16 protein-coding genes and 3 tRNA genes are annotated in these 21,744 nt (G+C 63.4%); 16 read left to right on the forward strand and 3 right to left on the reverse strand.

The genetic code is table 11. The annotated features are described in order from the left end of the window. Positions 1-5 precede the first annotated feature (5 nt). Genes CIHUM_RS04985 through CIHUM_RS04995 form a run of 3 tightly spaced genes read left to right on the forward strand, consistent with a single transcriptional unit; the run spans position 6 to position 3,265 of the window. Positions 6-1,871, forward strand: coding sequence for a DUF294 nucleotidyltransferase-like domain-containing protein (locus CIHUM_RS04985; protein WP_034999874.1), 1,866 nt, complete (start codon positions 6-8; stop codon positions 1,869-1,871). A gap of 1 nt (position 1,872) precedes the next feature. After that, positions 1,873-2,439 carry an exonuclease domain-containing protein gene (locus tag CIHUM_RS04990; protein ID WP_034999875.1) on the forward strand — a complete coding sequence of 189 codons (567 nt, stop codon included), beginning with the start codon at positions 1,873-1,875 and terminating at the stop codon, positions 2,437-2,439. Between the two features lie 34 nt (positions 2,440-2,473). Then, complete coding sequence (locus tag CIHUM_RS04995) at positions 2,474-3,265, forward strand: fumarylacetoacetate hydrolase family protein (protein ID WP_074432049.1); 792 nt, start codon at positions 2,474-2,476, stop codon at positions 3,263-3,265. A gap of 5 nt (positions 3,266-3,270) precedes the next feature. Here the strand turns inward: CIHUM_RS04995 and CIHUM_RS05000 are convergent, their stop codons facing one another. Further along, entirely contained in the window at positions 3,271-4,386 is a 1,116-nt protein-coding gene (locus tag CIHUM_RS05000) for an isochorismate synthase (protein ID WP_034999877.1), read from the reverse strand. Between the two features lie 85 nt (positions 4,387-4,471). On the opposite strand from CIHUM_RS05000, the gene CIHUM_RS05005 reads away from it, so the two are divergent. The 4 genes from CIHUM_RS05005 (at position 4,472) to CIHUM_RS05020 (ending at position 7,579) form a co-directional block, all read left to right on the forward strand. Then, positions 4,472-5,524, forward strand: a complete 1,053-nt coding sequence (locus tag CIHUM_RS05005) for a CE1 family esterase (RefSeq protein ID WP_158293377.1) — start codon at positions 4,472-4,474, stop codon at positions 5,522-5,524. Positions 5,525-5,759: 235 nt separating this feature from the next. Further along, positions 5,760-7,247 (forward strand): glutamate--tRNA ligase, encoded by a 1,488-nt coding sequence (gltX, locus tag CIHUM_RS05010; RefSeq protein ID WP_074432050.1) that lies wholly within the window; start codon positions 5,760-5,762, stop codon positions 7,245-7,247. Between the two features lie 158 nt (positions 7,248-7,405). Next, a tRNA-Gln gene (locus tag CIHUM_RS05015) sits at positions 7,406-7,477 on the forward strand. 29 nt (positions 7,478-7,506) lie between these two features. Further along, positions 7,507-7,579: transfer RNA gene (locus CIHUM_RS05020), tRNA-Glu, on the forward strand. A gap of 88 nt (positions 7,580-7,667) precedes the next feature. On the opposite strand, the gene CIHUM_RS05025 is transcribed toward CIHUM_RS05020, so the two are convergent. Beyond that, on the reverse strand, positions 7,668-8,846 hold the full coding sequence (locus CIHUM_RS05025) for an IS1249 family transposase (protein WP_273680246.1): 1,179 nt from the start codon (positions 8,844-8,846) through the stop codon (positions 7,668-7,670). A gap of 189 nt (positions 8,847-9,035) precedes the next feature. Here CIHUM_RS05025 and CIHUM_RS05030 point away from each other — a divergent pair, with 189 nt between their 5' ends. From CIHUM_RS05030 to CIHUM_RS05065, 8 genes are all read left to right on the forward strand, one after another. Continuing rightward, entirely contained in the window at positions 9,036-10,268 is a 1,233-nt protein-coding gene (locus tag CIHUM_RS05030) for an alpha/beta hydrolase (RefSeq protein ID WP_081634470.1), read from the forward strand. A gap of 25 nt (positions 10,269-10,293) precedes the next feature. Then, positions 10,294-11,559 carry an alpha/beta hydrolase gene (locus CIHUM_RS05035; protein ID WP_243427177.1) on the forward strand — a complete coding sequence of 422 codons (1,266 nt, stop codon included), beginning with the start codon at positions 10,294-10,296 and terminating at the stop codon, positions 11,557-11,559. Between the two features lie 79 nt (positions 11,560-11,638). Beyond that, entirely contained in the window at positions 11,639-12,700 is a 1,062-nt protein-coding gene (locus CIHUM_RS05040) for an ABC transporter substrate-binding protein (RefSeq protein WP_034999878.1), read from the forward strand. 6 nt (positions 12,701-12,706) lie between these two features. Continuing rightward, positions 12,707-14,317: an ABC transporter permease gene (locus tag CIHUM_RS05045; RefSeq protein WP_034999879.1), complete on the forward strand. Its 1,611-nt coding sequence runs from the start codon at positions 12,707-12,709 to the stop codon at positions 14,315-14,317. Then, a complete protein-coding gene (locus tag CIHUM_RS05050; protein WP_034999880.1) occupies positions 14,317-15,366 on the forward strand; it encodes an ABC transporter ATP-binding protein in 1,050 nt (349 codons plus the stop codon). Before CIHUM_RS05045 ends, CIHUM_RS05050 begins: the two co-directional genes overlap by 1 nt. A 77-nt stretch (positions 15,367-15,443) precedes the next feature. Beyond that, positions 15,444-15,516: transfer RNA gene (locus tag CIHUM_RS05055), tRNA-Glu, on the forward strand. 62 nt (positions 15,517-15,578) lie between these two features. Beyond that, on the forward strand, positions 15,579-16,400 hold the full coding sequence (locus CIHUM_RS05060; protein WP_187370396.1) for a PhzF family phenazine biosynthesis protein: 822 nt from the start codon (positions 15,579-15,581) through the stop codon (positions 16,398-16,400). A 30-nt stretch (positions 16,401-16,430) separates the two neighbouring features. Further along, positions 16,431-17,873 carry an FAD/NAD(P)-binding protein gene (locus CIHUM_RS05065; RefSeq protein WP_081634471.1) on the forward strand — a complete coding sequence of 481 codons (1,443 nt, stop codon included), beginning with the start codon at positions 16,431-16,433 and terminating at the stop codon, positions 17,871-17,873. A 72-nt stretch (positions 17,874-17,945) separates the two neighbouring features. Here the strand turns inward: CIHUM_RS05065 and CIHUM_RS05070 are convergent, their stop codons facing one another. Next, positions 17,946-19,898, reverse strand: a complete 1,953-nt coding sequence (locus CIHUM_RS05070) for a fibronectin type III domain-containing protein (RefSeq protein ID WP_051106480.1) — start codon at positions 19,896-19,898, stop codon at positions 17,946-17,948. A gap of 136 nt (positions 19,899-20,034) precedes the next feature. On the opposite strand from CIHUM_RS05070, the gene CIHUM_RS05075 reads away from it, so the two are divergent. Beyond that, positions 20,035-21,729 carry an alkaline phosphatase D family protein gene (locus CIHUM_RS05075; protein WP_034999881.1) on the forward strand — a complete coding sequence of 565 codons (1,695 nt, stop codon included), beginning with the start codon at positions 20,035-20,037 and terminating at the stop codon, positions 21,727-21,729. Positions 21,730-21,744 lie beyond the last annotated feature (15 nt).

Consider the following 21,744-nt stretch of genomic DNA (forward strand, 5'->3'; position numbering starts at 1 on the left):
GCTCCATGAGTGTGGAGCTTGATGAGGTCTACGGTTTCCTCGCCCAGCACGAGCCCTTCTCGACGCTACCCGAGGACACTCTGCGCGCACTTCCGGCGCAGATGGGCATAACCTATGTCCGCCGCGGCCAGGCCGTGGTGGAGGTGGGCCAACCTAACGACACGCTCTACGTCATCCGCTCCGGCGCGGTGGACATCGTCAGCGCGGACAACCTGCTGCTGGACCGGCGTGAGGCCGGCCTGAACTTCGGCTACTCCACGCTGGTGGGTGAGCGTGAGTCCGCCTACCTCATGCAGGCGGTGGAAGACAGCATCCTGCTCTTGCTCCCGCGCGAGGCGTTCCTCGAGCTGCTTGCGCAATTCCCCGACATGGGCCGTTTCTTCCAAACCGCCTCGCGCCGCGTGCGTGCCGCCGCCGAGGAGGTGCGCGATGTTGGCGCCACCGACGTGCTGCGCACCCCGCTGCGCGAGATTTTCGCCGGCCGCGGGCCGGTCACCCGGGACATGCACGTAAGCATCGCCGAGGCCGCCCGCACGATGGGCGAGGAGGGCATCAGCAGCCTGATCATCACCGACGGGCAGGAGGTCGCCGGCATCATCACCGACGCCGACATGCGTTCGCGCGTGGTCGCGGCAGGGGTGGACACGTCCAGGCCCGTGGCAGATGTGATGACCAGCCCGGTGCGTACCATCGCCCCCAACGCGCTCGTGTTCGAGGCGATGCTGACCATGAGCGGGCTGGGCATTCACCACCTGCCGGTCGCCGGCCAAGGTCAGATAGTGGGCGTGGTCACCGCCACGGACATCATGCGCCTTTTGCAGGCGGACCCGATCTACCTAGCGGCGGACGTGGCGCAGGCCTCGCTGGAGGAGTTGGAGGGCGCGTACCGAAAGGCGGCGCGTGTTGCGGTGCGGTTTTTCGAGCGCGGAGCCTCGGCGGCGGAGACGCAGCGGCTGCTCACTTCGATCGCGGATGCGGTGGCGAAAAGGTTGGGCACTTTAGCCGTCGAGAAGCTTGGGCCTCCGCCTGTCCCCTTCGCGTTCGTTGCGGTGGGCTCGCAAGCGCGCGGGGAGATGGGGCCAGCCAGCGACCAGGACAACGCGCTCGTGCTTGCCGATTCCTACAACGCCGAGCGACACGGTGAGTACTTCGCCCGGCTCAGCGCATTCGTCTGCGAGGGGCTCGCCCGCGCCGGCCAGGCGTTGTGCCCGGGCGACATGATGGCGTCCTCCCCACAGTGGCGGATGACGGAAAGCGAATGGGGGCGCACGTTTCACGGCTGGGTCACCGCGCCGAAGCCGGACGCGCTGCTGCACGCGCAGGTGTTCTTCGATTTCCGCGCCGTCTTCGGTTTCGGCGAAGGCTGGGAGGACATGGCCGCGCGGGTGCGCTCTGGCGCGTTGGCGTCCGCACACGGCTCGCGCCGCCTCCACACGCACCTGGCGGCTCTGGCGACGTTCCGCGAGCCGCCGGTGGGTTTCTTCCGCGGGTTTGTGCTCGAGCGCAGCGGTGATTACGCCCACACGCTGGACATCAAACGCGGCGGCACTGCGGCGGTGGTGCAGATGGCGCGCCTGTACGCCATTGCGGCCGGGTTGGACGAGGTGGACACCATCGCGCGGCTGCGAGGCGCCGCCGGTGGGCCGGTCTCTGAGAAGGGCGCGGCGGATCTCTTGGACGCCTACGAGTATTTGGCCAACCTGGCCATGCGCCACCAAGCCAAGCAGGTGCGTGCGGGTGATGCGCCGAACTACCGCATCGACCCGAAGCAATTGCCCGAGCGCGACCGTGCTGCACTTCGCGACGCGTTCGGGGTGATCAAGTCGCTGCAAAACGCGCTTTCCACCGTGTACCCGACCAGGGCGGTGTGACATGCTGTTCGGTCCGAAGAAGCGGCAGCTTATCAGCGACTCCCTGCTCGCCGTGGACGTCGAAACCACGGGGCTGAAGCCCGAGCGCTCGCAGCTGGTGTCCGTGGGGTGGGTGCCTGTCAACGGCCAGGTGATCGACCTCGCCGGCGCCGAATACTTTGTTCTGCGCGGGGCGGACGTGGGGGAGTCCGCCACGTTGCACGGGGTGACCGACGACGAGGTGACGTCGCTGGGCCGCGAGCCTGCAGAGGTGCTGGAGGCGTTTCTGGCTGCGCTCGACGGGCGGAAGCTGCTCGCGCATTTCGCGCAGATGGAAACCGGGTTTTTAGGCAAACTGCACCAGGATGTGCGCGGGTCCAAGTGGCGGCTGCACGACAGTGAGGTGGTTGACACCTTCGCCATGGAGCGGCGCCACATGGAACGCATGGGCACCTACCCGCGCGGCGAAGACCTGCGTTTGCCCAGGGTGCGGCAGCGTTATAACCTGCCGACGTACGCGAACCACAACGCGTTGACCGACGCGGTAGCGTGCGCCGAGCTCTATCTCGCGTTGACCGCATCCGGGTAACGCCACTTTTGTAATTGGTTGTATGCTCTGTCACATGCGTTTTGGACGAATTGCAACACCTGAAGGGATGACGTTCGCCGTCATCGACGACGAGGGCACAACTGCGAAGGCAATCGCTGGCACCCCGTTCACTGACCCCGAATACACCGGCAAAGAGTACGCGCTTGAGGACGTCCGCCTGCTTGCCCCGACCCTGCCGTCGAAGGTGGTGGCGGTGGGCCGCAATTACGCCGACCACGTGGCGGAGGTGTTCAAGCAGTCCTCAGAGCACCTGCCGCCGACGATCTTTATCAAGCCGTCCACCGCTGTGGTGGGTCCCGGCGCCGCCATTAAGATCCCGGAGTACGCCACCGGAGTGGAGTTTGAGGGCGAGCTCGCACTCGTCGTCGGCGTGCCGTGCAAGAATGTCAAGGCTGCAGACTGGAAGTCTGTCATCCGCGGCGTGACCATCATCAACGACGTGTCGTCCCGCGACCTGCAGTTCGCAGACGGCCAGTGGGCCCGCGCGAAAGGCATCGACACCTTCGGCCCCATCGGCCCATGGATTGAAACGGACCTGGAGAAGTTCGACTTTGCCAACCTGCCCATCAAGGCGCACCATACCCACAACGGCGTCACCGAGACCAAGCAGGACTCCAACTCCAACCAGATGATCAAATCCGTCGGCGAGATGGTGGAGTGGGTCTCCGAATCCTTCACGCTGCTGCCTGGCGACGTCATCGCCACCGGCTCGCCCGCCGGCACCGCGGAGATGGTGCCGGGCGACCATATCGAGGTGGAGATCCCCGGAATCGGCAAGCTGGGCAACCCGGTCGAGCGGGCGTAGGACGCTTACAGGCCGAGCGCGCGCATGATGGTGCGCAGCTTGGCCGAGGTCTCGTCGAGCTCCGCCTGCGGGTCCGAGTAGGCGGTCAGGCCCCCGCCCGCCCAGGCGCGTGCCCGGGTTCCGTCGCCGTTGACCTCGGCGCAGCGGATAGCCACCATGTATTCGCCGTCGCCGGCGGCATCTGTGTATCCCACCGCGCCGGCGTAGAACCCGCGGTCCGACTCTGCGGTGGTGATCAACGCCTCCGCTGCCGCTTGCGGGGTGCCGCAGACCGCTGGGGTGGGGTACAGGCTCAAGGCTAGGTCGAGCGCGCTCGGCGCGGGGTCTTTCAGTACGCCCTCGATCGGTGTGGCCAGGTGCCACATCTCGCTGGTTTTTTCCAGACGAGGTCGAGCGGGGACGATTAGTTCGCTGCACAGCGGTGCCAGGATGCGCCGGATGTGGTCGACCACGAAGCGGTGCTCGTCGAGATCTTTCGCAGAATCGCGCAGTGACTTGGCCGCCGCCTGATCTGCTTCTTGGTCGCCGGGAACGCGGGCGGCGGAACCTGCCAGGGGAAACGACCAGACGCGCCTGCCGCGCCGGCGCACCAGCACCTCTGGCGAGGACCCTACGAGGAAATGCCCCGTGCGCCCCGACGGGGTGAGGTCCGCGATGAACCCGTCGTGCGTGTACGACAGGTCGATCAGCCGCGCCGCCACCAAGCGGGGATCCACCGGCGGGTCAAAGGTGATGTCTACCGCACGCGCCAGCACTACTTTGTCCAGGGCGGAGCTTTGGATTGTCGAGATGGCGGCTTCGACTCGGCGCAGGTGCTCGGCCGGGGACGGGTCAACGTCGATAAGCTTTGCGTTGAGCTTGGAACCCTCGCCAACGCGGTAGTATGGGTGCGGCTCGAGCGCACCCGGCTCGCGGATGATGCGCTCGGGGACCGTGAGTGCCGCGGGGCAGTCGTGGTCGAAGGGGAGGGCACCGACAACCATTTCTTCCTCGCCGCGCGCCATCGCGTCCGCGGCCTCCCATGCGTCGTCGAAGGTGCGGAGTGCACCCTGGGTGCGCACGGAGCCGTCGCCACGCGAGAGCAGAAAGTCTGGGGCGCTATCGGGTCTGGAAGTCGGCATGTGTCGATACTTTAACGAACCTCAGTTTGTGCACGCACGTCTGTATTGCTTGCCGCTACATAAAAGTGGGTTTAATGTGACCAGTGTGAAAATTGTGAAACGGCTTGCAGGAGTTCTCGCCGCCTTGCTAATCGCAGGTAGTGCGATCGCTCCGGTGCAGGCCGGGGCCCAAGATATGTCGTCCCAAATCAACGGACAGGTCAACCGCGCGATCAGCGACGCTAACCGCGCCGCCACCGACGCTATGAACCAGGCCAACGCCGAGTGGAACAAGTTCGTCAAAATGGCCAACGACACCGTCCCCGGCAGCTCGGCTCTTCCGCGCAATCCGTTGCCCGCGCCTGCGCCGGTGCCTGCGCCCTGGGCGCCACAAGCACCCGCACCAGTGGCTAACGGCACCAACGGCGAAATCCACGCCGCCGGACGCAGCTACCTCATCTGGGTGCCGCGAGGCTACAACCCGGCGACCCCGACGCCGGTGATGGTCGGCTACTCCGCCTACCAAGATTCCACCGAAAACTTCCGCAACTACTCCCGACTGCGCGAGTCCTCCGTCGGGCGCGACGCCATCATCGTCTACCCGCGCGCCATTGGTACATCCTGGGAAGGCTCGCCGACCGCGGTCACCCGGCCCGGGCAGGACATCGCCTACGTGCGCGCCATCATCGACGATGTGCAGCGCTACTACAACATTGACCGCCGACGCATCTACGCCACCGGCATGTCCACCGGCGGCGGCATGGCAGCAGTCTCCGCCTGCCACATGGCGGACCTTTTCGCCGGTGTCGCAGGCGTATCCGGCGCGTACTACGCGCCAGTGAACCGGGGTTGCCAGAACCTGCCCATCGCATTCATGGCACTGCACGGCATGAACGACACGCTCACCCCGTACTATGGCACCACCCGCCGTGGCCAGCGCGTACTGCCGGTTCCGGAACTATTCGGTTCCTACGCCCTCCGCAATGGCTGCGGCCCCGGCCTCAACCGCGCCCCGCTGCATAACGCCACCCGCGTCTCCGCACGCGGCTGCCGTAAAGGCGTGGAGGTGATACAGGTGCACGGCTCCAACCACTACTGGTGGTACTCGCCGTCCGCCGCCGACGAAATGTGGGCGTTCCTCTCCCGCCACTCCAAGTAGCGCACCACCTAAGCGCCTCCCGGGGCGCGACCCGGGGCGCCTGTCAAGGCGCGGTTTTGTAAAACTCGGCCACAGTGGGGTGAGGGGGGAGCTGGGGTATTGGGTTTTAGGTTTTGTTTTAGGCCGAGTTTTACAAAACCATGTTGTGCCGGTTCTGCGGCCGCATAATGGGGGACAGCGGTGGGGACCGGAGGACGTCGATAAGCGAGGGGCTCTGCGCGCTACGATTGCGCACATGACTGACTCTTCAATGCGCGTACGTTTTTGCCCGTCACCTACCGGAACCCCGCACGTGGGTATGGTGCGCACGGCACTGTTCAACTGGGCGCAGGCGCGCCACTCCGGCGGCACGTTGGTGTTCCGCATCGAGGACACGGATGCCGCGCGTGACTCGGAGGAGAGCTACCAGGCGATCATCGAATCGCTGGAATGGCTGGGCCTGACCTGGGATGAAGGCATCAATGTGGGCGGCCCACACGAGCCGTACCGCCAGTCCCAGCGCTCCGAGATCTACACGGACGTTTTGAACAAGCTCATCGAGGCTGACGAGGTGTACCCGGCGTACTCCACCAACGAAGAGGTTCAGGAGCGCCACAAGGCCGCCGGCCGCGACCCGCAGCTGGGCTACGACAACTTCGACCGCGACCTGACGCAAGAGCAGATCGACGCGTTCGAGGCGGAAGGCCGCAAGCCGGTGTGGCGTCTGCGCATGCCGGACCAGGACTGGACCTGGAACGACCTCGTGCGTGGCGAGGTGACGTTCAAGTCCGAAACCCAGCCGGACTTCGTGGTCGCCCGCTCCAACGGCGCGCCGCTGTACACCCTGGTCAACCCTGTCGACGACGCGCTGATGGGCATCACTCACGTCCTGCGCGGCGAGGATCTGCTGTCGTCCACCCCGCGCCAGATGGCGCTGTACGAGGCGCTCAAACGCGTCGGCGTCGCAGAGTTCACCCCCGAGTTCGGCCACCTGCCGTTCGTGATGGGTCAGGGCAACAAGAAGCTGTCCAAGCGTGACCCGGAATCCAACCTGTTCAACCACCGCGACAACGGCATCATCCCGGAAGGCATGATCAACTACCTGGCGCTTCTGGGTTGGTCGCTGTCCGCGGACCAGGACATCTTCAGCGTCGACGAGTTTGTCAAGGCCTTCGACGTCAACGACGTGCTGGGCAACCCGGCTCGCTTCGACCAGAAGAAGCTGGAGGCGATTAACGCCGACCACATCCGACTGCTGGCCCCGGAGGACTTCCGTGACCGCCTCCGCGCGTACCTGACTGAGCACACGGATTTCCCGGAGGATTACCCGGCGGATAAGTTCGCCGTCGCAGCGGACCTGGTGCAGACCCGCATCAAGGTGCTGTCCGAGGGCTACAACCTGCTGAAGTTCCTCGTCACCGCCGACGAGGACCTGGAGCTGGACGAGAAGAGCGCGAAGAAGAACCTCAAGGACACCGCCATCGAGCCGCTGGACGCGGGCATCGCCGCGTTGGAAGCGGTAGAGGAGTGGACCACGCCGAACATTGAGGCGGCGTTGAACAAGGCGCTTATCGACGACCTCGGGTTGAAGCCCCGTGTCGCGTTCGGTGCCCTGCGTGTTGGCGCGACCGGCGCTGCAGTGTCTCCGCCGCTGTTCGAGTCCATGGAGCTGCTGGGCCGCGAGTCCACGCTGAAGCGCCTCCGTGCCGCTCGAGAGGTGACTCCCTACCAGGCGGCGGAGTAGTTACAACGCTGTTGTTATAGCGCAATAACGGCCACCGCGATTTGGGCGGTGGCCTGCGGATTTGGTTGCTGTAGCGATTCATGGTTATAGTAATCCACGTTGTTCAGCAAGACAGGCGCAAAACCGCAAGGGAAAGCGCAGGTCAGACTGGAAAACGATGGCCTATGGTGTAATTGGCAACACAACGGTTTCTGGTACCGTCATTCTAGGTTCGAGTCCTGGTAGGCCAGCTGCAGAGCTTTTAAGTTCTGTGTCCTATGCCCCGTTCGTCTAGCGGCCTAGGACGCCGCCCTCTCACGGCGGTAACACGGGTTCAAATCCCGTACGGGGTACAACGCGAAACCTCCGGTCCAGCTTTTGGGCCGGAGGTTTTTCGGGTTAAGGGTCAAAAAGTGTGTCTGGCCCGGCGTGTCGTGGGGGTTAGATTTGGCCTTTTTGGATGCCGATTGAGTGGGTGTAGTCGGTGTCGATAGCGTTGTCGTAGAGGGCTGGTCGTCCGGTTTCTTGGTCGGCTTGGTTCTCGTTTCGGGTGAGGGTGGATACTTTGGCGAGTTGGCCCTGGCCCCAGTCGGACTGCCTGGCGATTCGTACTGGATCGTCAGGCAGCTCCGTTTTGAGGTAGAGCCACCAATCCAGCATGCGGCGTTGTCGTTCACCGGACCTGCTGCGGTGGGTTCTGGCGAGCAGTTTGATCTGGGCGTTGATCCCGCCTTCCAGGCTGTTGGTGGTGGATTTGATCCGCTCGGGCGCAAGGACTGCTGCTGGTGGGGTGAGATAGACAAACAGCAGCTCGGACCGGAATAGGTGGTTGAGGCTGTTGTAGGCCTTGCGCACGTTGTGATGCGTCCACACCCGTGTCCATGCACCGGTTTTGGGGTCTTTGACCATGGTTTTCTCGTCCATCCATGACCGGTAGATCGTGGAGAACTCGTGCAGTTGCGCACCCCATGCGGCGGCTTCATCCAGCGTGGTGATCCGGGTCAGCTTCAGCGCAAGTCGGTAGATGGTGCGCCCGGCATCGGTGCGTGGGTTGCTGGTGGTGTAGCGGCGTACCACGCGTTGGGCGTGGACGAGGCAGCGTTGGATTTTCGTGGTCGGCCAGCATTTTTTGATTGCGCTGTATGYKCCTTGGCCGCCGTCGATGACGGCGATGGGTGGGGCTTCGATGCGTTCAAGCAGCAGTTGGTAGTCGCGGGTGGTTTCGTGTTTGCACCAGTGCCAGGCAATTACGTGGTCGATGGTCGCCGCGACGATCAAGCAGCCGCCAGCGGTGTAGGTGCCGTCAAGGAAGATCTGGTCGTAGACCCGCTTGTCGTGGCCGGCGGTGGGGTCAGGCACATCAACGAACCAGCACCACTTGAAGCGCCGCTTCATGGTGGCGCGGCTAACACCGTTTCGTTTGGCTAGGTCGTCGAGTGATGTCGCGGTGGTGCAATGCTCGATGAACTGGGTGAACACTGCCGCGTTGGTGATGTCGCTTCGGTGTTTCACGCTGGAGGCGCCGCATTGTTTGCAGCGCCATCTGGTGGTGCCTTTGCTGGTAGTGCCGTTGCGTTTCATTTCACCGCCGCAGTAGCAGCGAGGTTGGTTCTTTGACATTGCGACACCACACCACGCCGCACATAGCACACCACCGCTGCCACACCGAGGATTTCCCGTCGGGGGCTAGATATATGCTTCCGGAGCATATACTTTCCGGAAACCTACAGGTCAATCCGTGAAAATCCGCGATTCCGGACACACATTTTGACCCTTAACCCGGTTTTTCGCTTCCGGTACTGTGAGCGCATGGTGTGGAAGTTGTCGTCACTGTTCAGCGGTGAAATTCGTCAAAGCGGCTCCAGTCTCATCGACGCGTTCAGTGTGCCAGCAGCTGCGTCGAGTTTGTCGTCGTCGATTCCACTGCTCGCGGTGCCGGCGCTGTTTCTCGCAACGCTGGGTGGGGGTGTCTTCGGTGCGCCGCTTTACGAGGGTTGGGCGACAAGCGGGTCGTCGATAGGCAATGGCTCCAGCAACGTCGCCGAGACGTTCCCGGAACCGGACGCGAAGCCCGCGACCCTGAAATCGGTGACGCACATTGAAAACGACGTCTACGAGGTCGTCGTGTACTCGCCATCGATGGATAGGGAGGTCAAAAACGAGGTGATCCTGCCCGGCGGGCCGGAGAACGACACTCCGCGGCCCACGTTTTACCTGCTGATGGGGGCGGACGGTGCCGCCAACGGCTGGTCCTGGCGCAACTCGTCCGATTATCAGGGGTTTTTCCAGGACAAACTGGTCAATGTGGTCACTCCGATCGGCTCAGTCTCTTCAATGCAGGCTGATTGGTACAGCGAGGACGATGCGACGGGGCGCAACAAGTGGCTCACGTACTTCACCAAAGAGCTGCCTCCGCTTATGGACGAGCAGTTCCACGGCACCGGCACCGATGCCATCGCAGGCATTTCCATGTCCGGCGGTCCCGCCCTGAACATTGCGGCGTTGGAACCGGAGCGGTTCGCCGCGGCGGCGTCGTACTCCGGTTGCCCGGCTACCTCCGGTGTCCTCGGCGACACATACGTGCGCCAGGCATTGAAGCTCAACGGGGCGGATCCCCACAAGATGTGGGGCATGTCCTCCAACCCGGCGTGGATGGCGCATTCGCCCGTGCTGCACTTGGACGCGCTGGAAAACACGAAGGTGTTCATCTCCGCCGCGCAGGGAGTGCCCGGCGCTATCGACGACACGAATACGTCCTCCGAGCGCGTTGGCCCGCCCGTGGCGATCGAGGCGGCGTCGTATGCGTGCTCTGAGTACTTCGTGGATAGGGCGCAGCGCGCAGGCCTCGACGTGCAGTGGTACCCGCAGGTGGAGGGCACGCACAGTTGGGGTCTGTTTGAGAAGTCCATGCGCAAAAGCTGGTCGGTGATCGGGCCGGCGCTCGACGTGCAACCCTTCGAGCGGGAGAGCCCGGTGACCAAGGCGCCGGTTCCGGAGGAGACGCCGCAACCCGTCGGTGGGTCCGCAGGGTCGAGTGGGTGATGCGTGTTCGGCTACAGTTTTGGCTGTGAAACAACATTGCCGTCTTGGCGTCGCCCTGTGTGCCGCAGCCACCACACTCAGCCTGTTAGTTGCCCCGCCCGCGCAGGCGGTGGAAAATGGGGACGACCTTGGGCTCGTCGATAGGCAGCATGATGCCCCTGCGCTTAGTTCGGCAATTGCCACGGTCTTCGGCGCCGGCGGGCTCGGATCCTCGCTCGCGGACGGGTTCGGGCAGCTGCGGCCAGGCACCCCGCCACTGGCGGTGCCGATCATCCTGCTCGGCGCGATGATGAGCGGGGCGTTGGGCGACCTCCTGTTCGGCCGGTACCTCTTCGGCAGCAGCTCCGTGGCCGCAGACGCGCTCGGTTCCAGCACCGTAGTTGAGCGAACCTTCCCGGACCCGGGCGCGCCGCCCGCACAATTCCGCAATTTAGAGCACCTGCAGGACAATGTGTGGTTGCTTACTGTGTACTCGCCGTCCATGGGCCGCGAGATTGAAAACGAGCTGATCCTGCCCGCCGGCGGACCAGAAAACATGGCTCCGCGGCCGACGTTCTACCTCCTTGGCGGCGCGGGCGGCGGCGAGAAAACTCCGTGGTGGAAGGACGGCGGCGCCTCCGAGTTCTTCGCGGACAAGCACATCAACGTGGTCACCCCGCGCGGCTCCATCGGCTCGCAACAGGCCGACTGGGCGGAGGAGGACGCCAAGCTCGGTGTGTACAAGTGGACCACGTATCTGACCAAGGAGCTGCCTCCGCTTATCGACGAGCACTTCCACGGCACCGGCCGCGACGCCATCGCGGGGCTATCCATGTCCGGCGGGCCGGCGCTGCACATCGCGGCGATGGAGGACCGTTACGTCGCCGCCGGCACCTACTCATCCTGCCCGTCCACCACGGGACTGGTGGGGCAGGCCTTCGCGTACGGCACCGTCAAACAGTTCAAAGGCGACCCGTCGAAGATGTGGGGGCGAGCATGGGACCGCGCCTGGGCGGCACATTCGCCCGTGCTCAACGTCGAGGCCCTCGAGGGCAAGAACCTGTTTTTGACCGCCTCGCGCGGACTGCCGTCAAAGTGGGACGTGCCGGTGGAAGACTCGCCGGAGCCGCTGCTCATGCCGGATGAGCAGCTGGCCTACACCTGCACGCTGCACTTCCTCTCCGAGGCGCGGCGCAAGGGGCTCAATCCGGACTGGTACGAGTTCGAAGAGGGCACCCACAACTACGGATTGTTCCGGCGGGAACTGGTTGCAAGCTGGGCTACCTTGGGCCCGGCGCTTGGCGTGGAATAAAACAATTTCATCGGCGAGCGGGCACGCAAATCTGGTGTTAAGGTGAGCCAGGTTTTTACCTTGCATAAAGGAGTCGCTCATGAAATTCACAAAGAAGTCCCTTTCAGTTGTTGCAGCAGCAGGCGTTGCAATGCTCGCTCTTGCGGGTTGCTCTGAACCCTCCGAGAACGCTGGCTCCAACACCGCGACGTCCGGTGCAGAAGATGGCGCGACGGACTCTGCCGCCGGTTCTCTGACTCTCTACACCTCGGAGCCGGAGGAGAAGGTCGACGAAATTATCGCAGCGTTTAATGAGGAGCACCCGGATGTAGACGTGCAGGTTTATCGTGCAGGCACCGGTGACCTCAAAGCGCGTATCGAGGCAGAAAAGGCATCTGGCTCCGTGGAGGCCGACCTGATCTGGGCGGCGGACGCACCAACTTTTGAGGCATTCAAGTCCGAAGACCTGCTCGCACAGTTGAATGATGTGGAAACTGGTGAGGTTATCGATGGCGCCGTGGACCCGGAAGGGTACTACGTTGGCACCCGCATCATCTCTACCGTTCTTGCGTACAACACCTCAGTGATCGACGAAGCTGATGCACCACAGTCTTGGACTGATCTGACCGACGCACGGTTCCGCGACAAGATCGTCATGCCGGACCCGGCAGTTTCCGGCGCAGCCGCATACAACGCCACGGTGTGGATGAACAACGACGAGCTCGGTGAGGACTGGCTCACCGCGCTGGGTGAGAACGCACCGATGATTGCTGCATCCAACGGCCCGACCTCGCAGGAGATTGCGGGTGGTGGCCACCCGGTCGGCGTAGTGGTGGACTACCTTGTGCGCGATCTGGCGGCACAGGGATCCCCGGTTAAGGAGGTCTACGCCACCGAAGGCTCGCCGTACATCACCGAGCCGATCGCAGTATTCGCGGATTCGAAGAGCCAGTCTGCGGCGGAGTTGTTTATTAACTTTGTGCTGTCGAAGAAGGGCCAAGAACTAGCAGTCGAGCAGAACTACTTGCCGATCATCGACGGCGTCGGTACGCCGGGTGAAGCCCCGGAGCTTGATGATATTGCGTTGATGGATGCTGATCTGCAGACATTGACGGACGATCGCGCACGTTCCGTAGAGTTCTTCCAGAGCGCGATGAACTAGGTGGCAATGCAACGCGTTTCTTCGCCGGGGCTCAACCTCGCTCGCCTAGGGGTGTGGTTGGTTGCCGCGGCGATTTTTATTGTCCCGCTCGCGCTGGTGGTCTCACTCGCGCTCGGGGGAAATCAGTTTCCGGTACTTGTGGAACAAGGCCTGGCGCGTGCCACTTGGAATTCCGTGATTACCACCGTGCTGTCTTCCATAGGCGCGGTACTCATCGGAGGCACGATTGCGATTGTTTTGGAGCGCACCGATGTTGGTGGAGCAACGGGATTACGCTTATTTCTGCTCTCGCCGCTGTTAGTCCCACCGTTCGTCGGTGCCATTTCCTGGCTGCAGCTGTTTGGCCGAAACCAGGGGCTCAATGCGCTGTTCGACCGGCCGCTGTGGGACCTGTATGGAGCCGACGGCATCGTCTTTCTGATGACGTTGCACTCGTACCCGGTTGTGTACGTCATTGTGGCCGCAGCGTTACGCCAGATCCCGTCTGATCTCGAACTGGCTGCGCGCGTTAGTGGCGCGGGCAGTGGCACGGTGCTGCGCACTGTGACCATCCCGCTGTTGGGGCCAGCATTCTTGAGCGCCTTCACCCTGACGGCAGTGTCGAACCTCGCCGACTTCGGTATTCCATCGATTCTGGGGTCGCCGGTGCGGTTCGAGACGCTGGCGACAATGTGTTACCGGTTTATGGAATCAGGCACGGTAAGCAACCCGCTGCAGGTCGTGTCCACAGTTGGAGCAGTGCTGATGCTACTGGGCATTTTCGCCGTAGTGGCAGATTACGCGGTGTCGCGCCGAACCTCCTCGCAAGTCAGTGGTGCCAGCACGATGAAACTTTCACTCGGTGTGGCGAGAATTCCTGTCACCGTGGTGTCCTGGGTCTTGGCACTCGCGATTACCCTCGGTCCGATCTTGGGGCTCGCTCACCGTGCGCTGCTTCCGGCCCCGGGTGTGCCGTTTACGTTGGAGACCATCTCGCTGTCGAATTTTCAGCGCACCCTGAGCAACCCGCGGGTGGTTGACGGTTTCACTAACTCGGTCGCTCTCGCAGGCGGTGCCGCGCTACTGTGCGGTCTGCTGGGTTGGGCGATCGGCATCTTGGCCACCCGCACCCGCGCGCGTACTAACACGCCGCTATCTCTGGCTACATTGCTTCCGGCCGCACTCCCCGGGCTGATCATTGGCGTCGGATGGCTCATTGTGGGCAGGTACACGGGGCTCTACAACACCCGTTGGGTGATCCTGTTGGCATACGTCTGCGCCTTCACAGCCTTGGTGCTGCAGTCTGTGCGCGCACCGATGAGCAAGATTCCGGTTGCAGTGGAAGAAGCGGCACGAGTCTCTGGCGCGGGTAGGGTGCGCTCAATCGTGGATACTTCGGGGCGAATGGCTGTACCAGCGGCGTTCTCCGGGGCAGTTCTCGTTGCAGTCACCGCGGTGCGTGAGCTCACGGTGTCAATTCTGCTCGTTGCTCCGGGCACCACAACAATTGGTGTGCAACTGTTCAACCTCCAACAGTCCGGAAACTACAACCAAGCTTCAGCGCTTGCATTGATGTTTGCAGTAGTCGGTATTGCCGCCCTGGCACTGACCGTGCGCAACCCTGACAAGGAGTCCTGATGAGTGACATTGCGATTGACGGCCTCAGCGTCGTATTCCCAGACGGTGCCGTTGGGTTGGACGACATCAACCTACGCGTTGGTAGCGGTGAGTTCGTAGCGCTAGTCGGCCCGTCCGGCTCGGGCAAAACCACGCTGCTGCGCGCCCTCGCCGGGTTTGTGCAGCCCTCCACGGGCACGGTCTGCCTCGACGGCACAAACGTGACTCGCACACCGCCAGAAAAGCGGCGGATGGGCATGGTGTTTCAGCAGCACGCAGTCTGGCCACACATGAGTGTTGCAGATAATGTCGCCTACCCGCTCAAACGTGCAGGTACGAGCAAGAAGCAACAACAACAGCTCGTCGAATCGACATTGCGCACCGTTGGGTTGGATAGCTACGGAGACCGGAAACCTTCAACGTTGTCTGGCGGTCAGCGGCAGCGAGTAGCACTCGCGCGCGCGATTGTGGCGAAGCCACAAGTGCTGCTTCTCGACGAAGCTTTGTCGGCCCTCGACGAACCACTGCGAGACAGTCTTCGCCGAGAGCTTGTTGCACTGACTAAGCGGTCTTCCCTAACTACAGTGCACGTGACTCACGACCGCAAGGAAGCGATTGCCATCGCCGATCGCATCGCATTGCTGCGAGACGGCAAGCTCGAGCAGTTTGCCTCGCCGAGGGATATCGTCGCTCAACCAGCTTCGCCGTGGGTGGCCTCCTTTATCGCTGACGCGACGCTGTTAGAGGGACAAATTATCGACGGCCGCGTGGTCGTCACAACGCCTGCCATGGAATGGCCGACTGAGCATGTGGAGATGGTTGGCGCATCAGGCCATAGAGGTGATGTCACCGTTGCGGTGTTGCCTGAGGCGGTAGAAGTGGCAGCGCCAGGGGAGCGGAACGTACTAAACGGCCGGGTCACCTCCTCGCTTTATGAGGTATCCGGCTACTCGCTCACCATCGATGTGGACGGTGTGGAGTTTCGCGCACGCACTTCGGCCCGCACCACCCCAGAAGTTGGCGAAACGGTCGGCGTCAACGTCCACGCCCCGCTGGTCTACACCTCTTAAAAAACGACTCTAACCTGCCGATTTGTTGGTGCGCAATAGTGTCCTTTATTGTTAACAAGTCGCAAGCAAGCGAGCGCGCCCCGTTCGTCTAGCGGCCTAGGACGTCGCCCTCTCACGGCGGTAACACGGGTTCAAATCCCGTACGGGGTACAAAGGAAAACTCCCGATCCGGACTCCGGGTCGGGAGTTTTCGCATTGGTAGCCTTGGCCGGGTGACTTCCCTGGACTTCTTTGAAATCGACGTCTTTGCCGCCGGCGCGTTCACCGGCAACCCGCTCGCCGTCATTTGCGGCGCGGATGATTTAGGCGACGAGAAGATGCAGCGAATTGCGTCGTGGACAAATTTCTCCGAGACAACGTTCCTCATCGAGCCCACCAACCCCGAGGCGGACTACCGCGTACGCATCTTCACGCCGGTGGAGGAGTACGCCTTCGCCGGGCACCCCACCCTCGGTACGGCGCGTGCGTGGCTGGAACTCGGCAACAGGCCGCGCAACCAGGGCCGGGTGATTCAGGAATGCGGCGTTGGCAATGTTGAGGTCCGCATCGAAGGTGACTCGCTTGCGTTTGCCACCCCGCCACTCAGGCGTGACGATCAGCTCTCGCCGGAAGAAAAGGATGAGGTGTGCGAGACCTTTGGCGTCGAAAAGCAATTGCTTGTCGACGCTGCCTTCGGCGACAACGGTCCCGGCTGGAAGCTGGCGTTGCTGGATGGCCTGGAGGCGTTACGGGCGCTGGAAAAGCCGGCAGATTGCGGTCTGAAGGTGGCGTTTGCGGCGCTGACTGGTGGGAAGGATCCGGCCTACGAGCTGCGCGCTTTCACACCGACGTTCGAGGACCCCGTGACCGGCAGTGCGAACGGTGCGATGGCGCAGTGGCTGCGCGGGCGGGGAGACGTGCCGGAGCGCTACACCGTCTCGCAGGGAACCGCGCTGGGGCGCGATGGGCGAGTGGAGATCACCGACGACGGAAGCGACATCTGGGTCGGCGGTCGCGCGCAGGTGCGGGTTCGGGGGACGCTGGACGTTGATTAGTATCGGCGCGCGGCGCATAAGCTGGGGTGCATGGTTAATTCGGCGATGAAAGTAGCGATTATCGGTGCCGGGCCGCGCGGTCTGTGGGCATCGGAAGAGCTGATGGAGCGGGCGCAGGAGCGCGGTGTGGCAATCGACGTGACGGTGTTCGATGCCAAGCCGCTGGAGGAGTCCTCCGCGCCCGGGGCGTTTCGAGATGCGGTGCCGGAGGAATTCATCCTCAACGCACCGAAGTCGATCGTGGAGACGAAGCTCGGGCCGCTCGACCCGAACGATGAGCTTCCGGGCGATTTTCCCAGCCGAAAGCATGTCGGGGAGCACCTGGATAAGTCGTGGCGCGCGCTCGAGGAGAACCTGCCGCCGCGCTGCAGCCTCACCCACCGGGTGGAAAATATCGAGATGGTCGAGCCCACCGAGGGCGGGGTAGACGTGCTCGGCGAGCACTTCGACGAGGTGCTCATGGTCACCGGCCATGCGCACGACTGGCCTGGTTCGCTCGCGCACGCGGACCTCGGCGACCTCAAGGTGGTTGCCCCCGCCTACCCGCCGTCGAACCTGGACGCGGTGGACGCGGACGATGTGGCGTTGGTCCGCGGCGCCGCGCTGACATTCATTGACGTGGTGAAGTACGCGGACGCGAAAGTCTTCTATCCGGTGACACGGTCGGGTCGCTTCATGGAGGTCAAGGCGTATTTCGAGGGAAAGGCGGAAAAAGAGGCGCAGCCGCACCTCGAGGCGGCGTCGCAGAAGATCCTCGAATGCGAAAGCCTCGACGAGCTGGAGGGCATCCTCGCGGACTGCGCCACGGAGCTGCTCCGCATCGCCGGCGGCGAAGGCGGGAAAGACGACATCCGGAACGTGTTGCGCGGCGAAGACTTCACCGGAGACCCAGTGGCGGAGCTTCGCGCATCCGTTGCGGCGGCCCGAGGGGAGCGCCCGTGGACGCCGGCGCTTGCGGTGGCGCTTGCGTTCCGCGACACTTACGACGCTGTGATCGACCGCGCCTCCTACGGCGGCCGCCACACCCTGGGTGGGAAGGACTTCGACGCCTTCGTGTCCACGTTGGAGCGCGTCGGCTTCGGTCCACCGGTGGAGTCTGCGCAGATCATGCTCGAGTTTATCGACGAAGGCCGGATCCGCATCGAGCTCGTCGCCCGCGGTGAGGAGGACCTCCGCGACTTGGCTGAGGAGGTCGGTGCGACCGTCGTCATCGACGCAGTCCAGGCGCCGCCCGGAATTGTCGAAGGCACCCTGGCGGGCAACCTGGTGGAGGCCGGAATCGGACTGCGTTACGCCGACACGAATGCGCTGCACGTGAAGCCGGACGCCACGCTCGTGGGGCAGGAACACCTCGCCGCTGCGGGCCGCATGAACGAAGGCTTGGTGCTCGGCCACGACACGCTGAAGCGCACCAAGCAGCATGGCATTGAACGCTGGGCAGACCGCGTGAGCGCCGCTGCGGCAGAGCACTAGAAGCGGCTGCTGAAAACGCAGAACCCGCCACGGCGATCCGGGTGATCGCGGTGGCGGGTTGAGCGTTTCGCGCTAGATGTTGAACTGCTTGCGGATGTCCTGAATCCACTGCGGGTGGACGTGGGACAGTGCCGCGAAGATCGCGCCCAGGACTGCGATCAGGATCGCTAGCACGGTGAGGATGATGCCGCCGGTGCTGCTGCCGGACACGCTACCCGCTGCGTCCTTGCCTGCGCCCTGATCCTCAGCTGGCTCCTGAGGCTCCGCGTTCTTGGTGATGGTTTTCTTCACCGTGGTCGGCACCTCCTTGGTCTTTTCCACGACCTTGGTTTCCGGCGAGGTTTGCGTGGACGTCTCCGTCACGGTGGCGGTGGCGACGGAAGTCTTAGTGGTGCCCTCCGGCTCAGCGCCCTCGGTGATGGTGGTCGGGACCTCAACCGTCTCGGTCTTCGTCACGCTTTCCTTGACCGTGGTCGGCACCTCCTTGGTCTTTTCCACGACCTTGGTTTCCGGCGAGGTCTGCGTGGACGTCTCCGTCACCGTTGCGGTGCCGACAGAGGTATTCGTGGTGGTGACCAGCTTCTCGGAGGTCTGCGTCGTCGTAATGGTCTCAGGAGCAGGCTTCTGCTCGGTGGTTGCCTGCTCGGTGGTTGCCTGTTCAGAGGTCGGCTTCTGCTCGGTCGTCGGCTTCTCCGCGTCCTTCTTCTGCAGCGTGACCTGGTCCACCACGTACGGGGTGTTGATGTTGTAGGTGGTCAGCTTCAGCTCAGTCGGGGAGACGCTGATGTTGGTGTAGTCCGGGTTGTAATCCTGCCGCCAACGGGCGGTGGAATCGTGTGCCAGGTCGCGGGCGCGCTCCTCGCGGACGTGCGGGTGGGTCTCGCCGGACTCGTCCTGGAAGTCGTAGTACTTGCCGCCGGTTGCGGTGGTGGAGGTGAGGTAGAGCACCTCGCCGTCCTCAGGGATGAGCACGTCGCCAGACTTCGCGGCGCCTTCCGGGATCACCGGATCGAAGCCGTTCATCAGGTGGGTGCGGGTGTAAATGTGATCGTGGCCGCTGAGCACCAAATCCACGCCGGCCTCGGACAGCTTCGGCGTGAGCTGCTCGCGCAGGCGCACCACATCGCTGTCGGTGTAGTGGGTTCCCTGGGAGAACGGTGCCTGGTGGATGCCCACCATCACCCAGTCCGCGTCCGCGCCATGGTCCGCGATTGCGTCGTTGACAAACTTCGCGTGGGCCTCGATGTCTGCTGCGCTTGAGCGGTTGCCGTCGAGGCCGATGAACAGGATGTTGTTGTAGTTGAAGAAGTAGTTTGCGGATGCACCGTCTTCGTTGGGCAGGAAGTAGGTGTCCTGGAAGTGGCGGTCCGACGTGTACGTTTCGTGGTTGCCCTTCAGCACCGCCAGACGGTAGTTCTGCAGCGCTTCCGGGGCGGTGAACTCCTCGAGCTGCTTGACCGGTGCGCCCCAGCCCTCAACCTGGTCGCCGAGGTGCATGAGGAACGCGGAATCCGGGTGCTCGCCGGTGGCGACATTGACTGCTTTGTTCCAGGCGGCGGACTGCTCGTCGATCTTCGCGTCCACGCCGATCTGTGCGTCGGCCATGGCCAGGAAGCTCCAGGAGTCGGAATCCTCGCCCGTAGTGAAGGTGCGCTCCTCGCTCCAGCCGCGGTCGTCGTTGCCCACGCGGTAGACGTACTCCGTGTCCGGCTCAAGGCCGGTCATCTTCGCCTCGTGCGGGTAGAAGACCGCCCCGTTGTACTTGCCGCGCGGGGACTCGACGCTGGTCTTATCGGCCGCGTTGTCCGCCGGCCAGTACTCCAGGTACTGCAGCTCGTTGGACTTGGACTGCCAGGAAACGTTGGCCTCCGTGGCGTCGGAGCCGATACCGAGCACGATGCGGCTGAGCTTGGTGTTTACAGCGTCCGCAGCCACAGCGGTGGTCATCGGCGCGAACAGGGAGACAACGACGGCGGTGGCGATGGTGCCACGGCGCAGGGAACGGTGGGTACGCAGGAGAGTCATGGTTGCCCACTTAAATCACCCGCTTTTAACAGGCGGTTACAAGTAGTAAGACACCTTGGTGAATTGGAAATGAATATCCGGTGACATCGGTCTGCTGTTATTGCACCGTGCTTACGGCTAGTTGAAAGTATGCTCCATGAGCTCAAAGTTCCATGTCAATCGTCGTGTGTTCCTGCAAACTGTCGCAGCGGCCGCTGCCGCAACCGCTATCGGCACCGGTGGCGCTTACGCCGCCCGGCGTGGCACAGTGTCCACCCCTGAAGAACCGACCCCGGCGGGCGAGTGGGACCTGCCGTTCCTCCACGGCGTCGCATCCGGCGACCCGCTGCCGGACCGCGTGGTGCTGTGGACCCGCGTGACCCCGTCGCGCGAGGCGCTGCCGGGCTCTGGCCTGGGTGAGGACGTGGAGCTGGAGTGGCAGATCGATACCTCGGAGGACTTTGGTAACCCGCAGACGGGCACCGTGACCACCTCGGCGGACTCGGACCACACTGTCCACGTCGACCCGGACGGCCTGGAGCCGGCGACGGAGTATTTCTACCGTTTCATCGTGAAAAGCGGGGAGTTCGAGGGCGCAACCTCCCCGGTCGGCCGAGCGCTTACGGCGCCGGAGGCTGACGCGAGTGTGGACAACCTCAACCTGGCCATCGCCTCGTGCGCGAACTGGGAGTCCGGCTTCTTCGCGGCGTATGGCGACATGGCGCAGCGCGCCCGCGGCGGCGAGATCGACCACGTGGTCTTCCTCGGCGACTACATCTACGAGTACCCGACCGGCGAGTACGCAGGTAAAAGCGGTGTCGCGCGCATGCACCACCCGGAGTGGGAGATCACCACGCTGGAGGACTACCGCCAGCGCCACGGTCGCTACCGCACGGATCTCAACCTGCAGGCCGCGCATGCGGCGTGCCCGTGGATTGTCATCTGGGACGACCACGAAACAGCGAACAACAGCTGGTTCGAGGGCGCTGAGAACCACACCGACGGCCGTGTGGAGGGCGAATGGCCGGAACGCTTGAGCGCCGCGAAGCAGGCATACTTTGAGTGGTTGCCGGTGCGCGCGCAGTCCGCGGGCGAGGAGCAGCTGCTGTACCGCAGCTTCACGTTCGGTGACTTGGCGCAGCTGACCATGATGGATCTGCGCACCTACCGCGACGAGGAAACCACCGGTGCGAACTTCGCTAACGACGACCGCACGATGCTGGGGAAGAAGCAGTTTGATTGGGTGGCGCAGCAGTTGCAGGAGTCCACTGCCCGCTGGGATGTGCTGGGCAACTCGGTAATGGTTTCGCCGATGCGCTTTGCCACCATCCCGGACAACGAGAAGGCCAACATCGCTGCCGGTTACATGAAGGAGCGCGCGACGGGCATCGCGGTGAACTCGGATCAGTGGGACGGCTACGCCGCGGAGCGCGACCGCCTGCTCACCATGTTGGACGAGCAGGAGTCGAACGCGCTGTTCCTCACCGGCGATATTCACTCGGAGTGGGCGAACTCGATCGCCTCGCCGTCCGGCTTCGGCGAGATCGGCTGCGAGATGGTCACCACCTCTATCTCTGCCCCCAACGTGGACGAGATCCTCACCAGCGCGTTCGGCACGTACCACAAGGAGGACAACTCCACGTCGTTGCTGGTGGAGCAGACGATCCGGGATGCCAACCCGTGGGTCAGCCACATCGATTTCGACGCGCACGGCTACGGCGTGGCGAGCATCCACCGCGACTTTGTCGACATGCTCTACTACCGCGTCTCGGACGTGGAGGACCCGGACGCTTCCGTCAGCTTGGGCGTGAAGCGTCAGTGGCGCATCGGCGAGGGGTTCGTCGAAGCATAAGCTGCTTATCGACGT

The sequence above is a fragment of the Corynebacterium ihumii genome, from assembly GCF_028609825.1.
In the GTDB taxonomy this organism is placed as follows: domain Bacteria; phylum Actinomycetota; class Actinomycetes; order Mycobacteriales; family Mycobacteriaceae; genus Corynebacterium; species Corynebacterium afermentans.